The organism is Pseudoalteromonas sp. AWM4_233 (assembly GCF_056158285.1).
In genome coordinates, this window is record NZ_JBSWSZ010000118.1 from 1 (window position 1) to 6,569 (window position 6,569).

At 44.8% G+C, this 6,569-nt stretch carries 3 protein-coding genes and 3 pseudogenes; 5 read left to right on the forward strand and 1 reads right to left on the reverse strand.

Annotated elements, in window-relative coordinates; translation table 11 throughout:
• Positions 1 to 275: 275 nt before the first annotated feature.
• The 5 genes and pseudogenes from ACXAC4_RS26310 to ACXAC4_RS26330 all read left to right on the forward strand — a co-directional run.
• A pseudogene (locus ACXAC4_RS26310) lies at positions 276 to 2,332 on the forward strand (DUF1302 domain-containing protein).
• 74 nt (positions 2,333 to 2,406) lie between these two features.
• Positions 2,407 to 3,710: pseudogene (locus ACXAC4_RS26315) on the forward strand (DUF1329 domain-containing protein).
• Positions 3,711 to 3,789: 79 nt separating this feature from the next.
• Entirely contained in the window at positions 3,790 to 4,326 is a 537-nt protein-coding gene (locus ACXAC4_RS26320; RefSeq protein ID WP_475167856.1) for a WD40/YVTN/BNR-like repeat-containing protein, read from the forward strand.
• A gap of 96 nt (positions 4,327 to 4,422) precedes the next feature.
• Positions 4,423 to 4,779: a hypothetical protein gene (locus ACXAC4_RS26325; protein ID WP_475167860.1), complete on the forward strand. Its 357-nt coding sequence runs from the start codon at positions 4,423 to 4,425 to the stop codon at positions 4,777 to 4,779.
• A gap of 70 nt (positions 4,780 to 4,849) precedes the next feature.
• Positions 4,850 to 6,203, forward strand: a pseudogene (locus tag ACXAC4_RS26330) (efflux RND transporter permease subunit); the annotation flags it as partial.
• Positions 6,204 to 6,314: 111 nt separating this feature from the next.
• Here the strand turns inward: ACXAC4_RS26330 and ACXAC4_RS26335 are convergent.
• On the reverse strand, positions 6,315 to 6,530 hold the full coding sequence (locus tag ACXAC4_RS26335; protein ID WP_475167863.1) for a hypothetical protein: 216 nt from the start codon (positions 6,528 to 6,530) through the stop codon (positions 6,315 to 6,317).
• Between the last annotated feature and the right edge of the window lie 39 nt (positions 6,531 to 6,569).

Consider the following 6,569-nt stretch of genomic DNA (forward strand, 5'->3'; position numbering starts at 1 on the left):
ATCAATGTCAGTAGTACGCCACACGCTTAAAAATGCTACTTAACGGTAAATAAGATAAATCCTCTTGAAACTTGTACAATTTTCCTGCAAGTTTATAAATGCCTTTTATACTCACAATAAAGCAATAACTATTTGATACGACTAATGTTGTAAATTTTGTTAACTGGTAGGATTAGTTCTTGCGGTTATGGCAAAATGATGTAATGATTTTGTTAATCGTTATGGTTGGTCATGATGTCACGCATTAAGTCACATCGACTTGGGAGTATAAAAATATGAAAAATGGGCCTAGCGCTTTTAAGTATCACCAGGTAGCGGCGGGAGTTCTCTCACTGCTAGGTGCTGCTGCAGTACCAGTGCATGCTGCAAATTGGCAAGTAGGTGATGTAAGTATTTCTTTAGATTCAACATTTACATTGGCTACAAGTATTCGAACAGAGGCACGAGATTACGACCTTATTGGTAACGGTCACCACCCTCAATTCGATTGGAGTGGTTATCACGCAGCTTTCAATCCTTTATACCCAAGCAGCGATGTGTGGGCGTTAGCAGACGGAGCATATTCAACCAATGGTGACTTCGGTAACCTTGCTCCACGATGCAGGCGATGCGTTCGCAACGCAAGTTTCAGGCTCACATGAATTAGACGTCAACTTTGGCGACTATGGTTTCTTCGCGCGTGGTTTCTGGTTCTATGATTTCGAGCAAATGGATGGTGACCGTCCTTACTCTAACCCAATAACTGGCAACCAATACGACCTGTGTCAAGATCCAGAGGCGGAAGACCTTTTATGTACAGACGTTCGTTTATATGATGCTTTCTTCTATGGCGATTGGTGGATTGGCGACAAGCCACTAACTCTTCGTGTTGGCCGCCAAGTAATCAGTTGGGGGAAAGTACTTTCATCCAGCATGGCATTAACACGACCAACCCTGTCGATGTAACACGCGCTCGTGCACCAGGTGCCGAACTTAAAGAGGTATTCCTACCGGTAGGTATGGTCTACGCTTCCTTGGGCTTGACCGATACAGTCAGTATCTCTGGTTATTATCAATATGAATGGCAGGAGAGCTGGTTACCGGTATCGGGAAGCTACTTCGCTGGTAATGACTTCGCAGGTGAGGGCGGTCAGCGCAACAACATTCAGTTAGGTTTCAGTGGTAACCCTGACATCAATCTCAATCACCTATTGACTGCCTTGAATGGTTATGGTGATTTATTGCGCTCAGGTGCTGATGCTGCTGCAATTTCTCAAGCCTATCTGGCATATCCAACGAAAGTGGCTATTCGCGGTTTCAGTGATGAAGTGCGCAATGATGCAGACGATCAAGGTCAATACGGTCTTCGCTTAACCTGGTTTGCTGAAAACCTCAACGAAACCGAGTTTAGTTTTTATCACATCAACTATCACAGCCAGCGCCCATTGATTTCAGGCGTTACCTCTGACTTTACGCAGCGGGTATCGGCGCAGACTTGGCATTTATAGCAGCAAACGAAGTTACACGTGATAACATCACTGAGCTTGGCGCGTTCACAAAGTCTGAATTCTTTTTCCCAGAAGACATCAAGCTTTACGGAATGAGTTTCAATACAAACATCGGCACTACAGCCCTTGCTGGTGAGTTTGCATACCGTGTAGATGAGCCATTACAAATCAGATGATGTTGAACTGCTTTACATGGGTATGCCAGAGCAGTTGGCTAATGCCGGCCTACGCCCTGATTTAGCGGGTATATCACAGCTAAACAACATTGGCCGTGCTGTAGGTCCAGGTGAGACCGCAGAAGGTTTCCTTTTCTCTGATACATGGCAAATGCAATTTACCGCGTCACATGTATTCGGCCCTAAATTTGGCTCTGACAACTTCGTACTTCTAGGTGAAGTAGGTTATGTAAACGTTGTTGATATGCCAGACCCAGACGTAATTCGTTTAAACGCACCGGGTACTGCTCGTACACCTTCGCTTGAACCAATTAACGGTAACGCTCGTGAAGGTTTACACCAAGGCCTTTCAGACGGACCTGAGACTAATCCGTTTGCAACTGACGATGCGTGGGGCTATCGCTTATTGGCGGTTGCTGACTACAACTCAATATTCGCTGGCATGAACCTTCGAGTTCGCGGTACTTTCTCTCATGACGTGGGTACTACGCAGATCCATTATTCCTTTTCACAGAAGATGTTAAGTCTGCTGCACTTTCTTTCACGTTCGATTATTTAAGCAAATGGTCTGCAACGGCGTCTTACAGTGCATTCTGGGGCGGCATTGGTACAACTAATGCGCTATCTGACAGAGACTTCATTTCATTTAACATCAAATACGCAATCTAAGAGTGGTTTTTATGATTAGAAAAGTAGGAATTATTGCTGCCGCTTTGTCACTGGCTTTATCTGGTGCAAGCGCTATGGCTAAAGTGTCTGATGCAGACGCAAACAAATTGGGTAACGAACTTACGCCGCTTGGCGCAGAAAAAGCGGGTAATGCTGATGGCAGTATCCCTGCCTGGACTGGCGGTATTACGTCTGCACCTGCTGGGTACAGTGTGGGTGACCATCACCCAGACCCTTACCCAGAAGATAAGGTGTTGTTTGAGATAACAGCACAGAACTATAAAGAGTACGCGGAATTCTTATCTGAAGGCCAGAAAAAGCTTTTCGAGGCTTACCCAGAAACTTTTCGTATGCCGGTTTATCCAACGCGACGTTCTGCGTCAAACCCACAGGCTGTTTACGATGCGACTAAGGTAAACGCTACCAGCGCTGAGCTTCTCGACGACGGTAATGGTCTTAAAGGTGCAGTTTTGGGTATCCCATTTCCAATACCACAAAACGGTCTTGAAGCAATTTGGAACCACATTCTTCGCTATCGTGGAGCAGCGGTTCAGCGTAACGGTGGACAAGCAGCAGTTACTACCGGTGGTGATTACAACGTAATCGGCTTTGATGAACAGTTACTAATTAAATATGCAGAGGAAGGTGCTACACCTGAAAAACTAACAGATGAAAATATTCTGTTTATGTTTAAGCAAAAAGTAACCAAGCCAGCCCGCCTAGCGGGAACGGCGTTACTTTTCACGAGACAGTAGATCAGGTTAAAGAACCACGTAAAGCGTGGACGTATAACACGGGTCAGCGTCGTGTTCGCTTAGCACCTAACATCGCTTACGATACGCCGGGAACAGCTGCTGACGGCCTACGTACGACTGATGACTTCGATATGTTTAACGGTTCTCCAAACCGTTACGACTGGAAACTTGTTGGTAAGCAGGAAATGTTTGTTGCTTACAATAACTATGCGCTTCATTCAGACAGTGCTTCGTATGATGATATCTTGAAGCCAAATCACGTTAATCCAGACCTAACACGTTGGGAAAAGCACCGTGTTTGGGTAGTTGAAGCTACGTTGAAAGAAGGTTTCCGTCACATTTATCAAAAACGCGTATTCTTCATTGATGAAGATAGCTGGCAAATTCAAGTCGCTGATATGTATGGTAATCGTGGCGAACTGTACCGCGTTGGTGTAGCTTATGGTGTTAACTACTATGAAGTTCCTACTCAATGGTCGACGCTTGATGCGTACTATGACTTAAACTCTCGTCGTTATTTGGCTATTGGCCTAGACAATGAAGAGCAAATGTACGACTTCACCGTACGCCCTCGAGATGTGGAATTCACGCCACAGGCGTTACGACGAGAAGGTAAGCGCTAATCACCTTACACAACAAACGGTTGGCATTTGCCAGCCGTTTTTGTATACAGACAATTATAAATAGGGGGAATGGTTAATTATGAAAAAAACCATTGCAGCGTGCATTGCCGCCACATTCGCAGCTAATTACTCTCCAGCTGCACTTGCCGAAGAAGCATTCATGGCACCTTTGGTTGAGCAATCGGTTCTTTTGGACATAGACGCTGATTCATTTGTCGTTATTGTCGGTGAACGCGGTCACGTATTAGTGTCAGAAGATGGCAAAACTTTCAATCAAAAAGCGGTGCCAACTCAATCAACGCTTACCGCAACCACGGTTGTAGGCGAAAAAATATGGGCAGTTGGTCACGACGCTGTCATTCTTCATTCTTCAGATAGGGGCGAAACATGGGAGATACAAAATTATCAACCCGAACTTCAACGCCCGTTCTTAGATGTATTATTTTTTGACGAACAGCAAGGTATAGCCACCGGTGCCTATGGCCTGTTTTATCGAACGCTTGACGGTGGAAAGACGTGGTCTGCAGAACGCCACGCCAGTCTTCTTGACCCAATGGACCAAGAATACCTCGAAGAAATTCGCAAGGAAGACGAAGATTTTATCAACAAGAGTTAGAGTCTATTTTACCTCACTTAAATCGTGTAACCCTTGATGGTGATACGCTGTACATGGCTGGTGAAGCAGGTTTGTTAGCAAAAAGCACCAACATGGGTGAATCTTGGGAACGTTTACGTCGACTACACAGGGTCTTTCTTCGACATTAAGCCGCTGGATGAAAACACGGTGCTTGCCGTAGGTCTCCGTGGGAATATTTGCGTAAACAGGGATCAAGGGGAATGGGAATACGTTCAAACCTGTTCAACTAGCACTTTTAATTCAATTTTAATTGAGTCAGAATCGAAGGTTTACGCTTTAGGCAACAACGGCATGATGGTAAGTGCACAACGTCCGCTTCCTACCAGTATGCGTGATCCTTATGCTAACCCATCCAATTGTCAGAGTGATGACGGTATTTCCGTGTCACAAATTAAAGATAAAGCGGCGATTTTAAACGCCACCGCAGTTTAACGGTACCAGCATTGCTGTTACTGCAAATGGCATTAAAACGTTGAATTTAAAATAGGGCAGTATAAAAACAATGACCCATTTTCTTGAAAAATTAGTGTTTGGTAACCGCAAAGTTGTGGTGGCACTGTTTGCCATTGCAACGGTTTTTCTTGGTTACCAAGCCTCACAAATGCGTCTAGACGCAGGTTTCGAAAAAAATATTCCGCTTAATCACGAGTACATGAAAACGTATATTGAGCACCGCCAAGATTTTGGTGGCGCCAACAACATCTTAGTTTCAATATGTGATAAAAACGATAATATTTATAACCAAAATTTCTTCGATACGTTAAAGAACGTTCACGACCAGCTTTTCTTCATCAATGGCGTAAACCGTTCGTTAGTAATTTCACTATTCTCTCCATCTACACGCTTTACTGAAATAGTGGAGGGTGGTTTCGCTGGCGGCACCGGTCATACCAGCAGACTTCGACTCATCAAAGCCAGAGGCTCTGGAGCTTGTGGCTGCGAACGTGGAAAAAGCGAACATCGTTGGTAGACAGGTTTCAAGTGACTACAGTTGCGCAATGGTAACAGCACAGTTGCTAGATATTGACCCACAAACAGGCGAGCCGCTTAATACACTCGCTCTGGCTGCAGAGCTAGAAGAGACAGCTTCGCGGACAGATGAAAACGAAAACACGTCTATCCATATTATCGGTTTTGCGAAGATGATTGGCGATGTAGCCGATGGCGCTAAAGACGTACTGTTATTCTTTGCCATTGCAATCGCGATCACTGCGGTGATGGTGTACTTCTTCTCACGCAGCATCATGCTGACCTTATTGCCATTGGTATGTTCAATTATTGCCGTTATCTGGCAACTTGGGCCTTTGACTTCCATTGGCTTTGGCATGGACCCTATGTCAATTTTGGTGCCGTTCCTTGTATTTGCTATCGGTGTAAGCCACGGCGTTCAAATGATTAACGCGGTAGAAAAGCAAGCAGTGACGGGCATTGGCGCGAAACGGGCTTCAATGGCGGCATTTAGAAACCTTCTAGTACCCGGCGGAATCGCCTTGCTGTCTGATACTGTAGGTTTCATGACCTTACTGGTTATTGATATTGGTATTATTCGCGAGCTAGCAATAACAGCAAGTATGGGTGTTGCTGTTATTATACTTACCAATCTATTGTTACTTCCTGTTCTAATGAGCTTCTTAAAACTAGACCAGAAGTATGTCGAAAAATTTGCGGGTAAGGAAAACGCAAATTCTAAATTCTGGGAAGTAATTGCAGCGTGTTCACGTAAGAAGCCAGCCGCGTTTATTTTAATTGTCACCGCGATTTTGTTCGTGCTCGGTCATTTCCAAGCGCAGAACATGAAAATAGGGGACTCACACGCCGGCGCACCAGCGCTACATGAAACTTCTCGTTACAATAGGTGCTGAGTGGAAGTGTTGGGATGCTTGTATTAACCTTAGCAATACGTAACTGAACGAGCAGATGCAAGCAACGTAACCATTACGTATTGCTAAGGTTAACGACGGTTAGATTCACCTCTTACACAGCACCTGGGGTTCACGACGGTTAGAGTCACTACGAAAAGCATCTATGGCAATATCGTGTGTTGCGCTGGCAAGGGCTATTAAAAAGCAGAACAAAGCAGCGAGGAATAGCTGATCTTTGAGGCTAATAAAGCCAAGACTCAATGTTGCGATGAAAGTGACCATCTGTCCAAGTAAAATCCAGCTACGTCGTTGACCTAACAAGGTGCTGTGTAAGAGGTGAATCTAACCGTCGTTAACCTT

Excerpts from the sequence above, each read along its gene's own strand:
- ACXAC4_RS26320 (WP_475167856.1), top strand. The coding sequence starts at position 3,790 with ATGAAAAAAACCATTGCAGCGTGCATTGCCGCCACATTCGCAGCTAAT.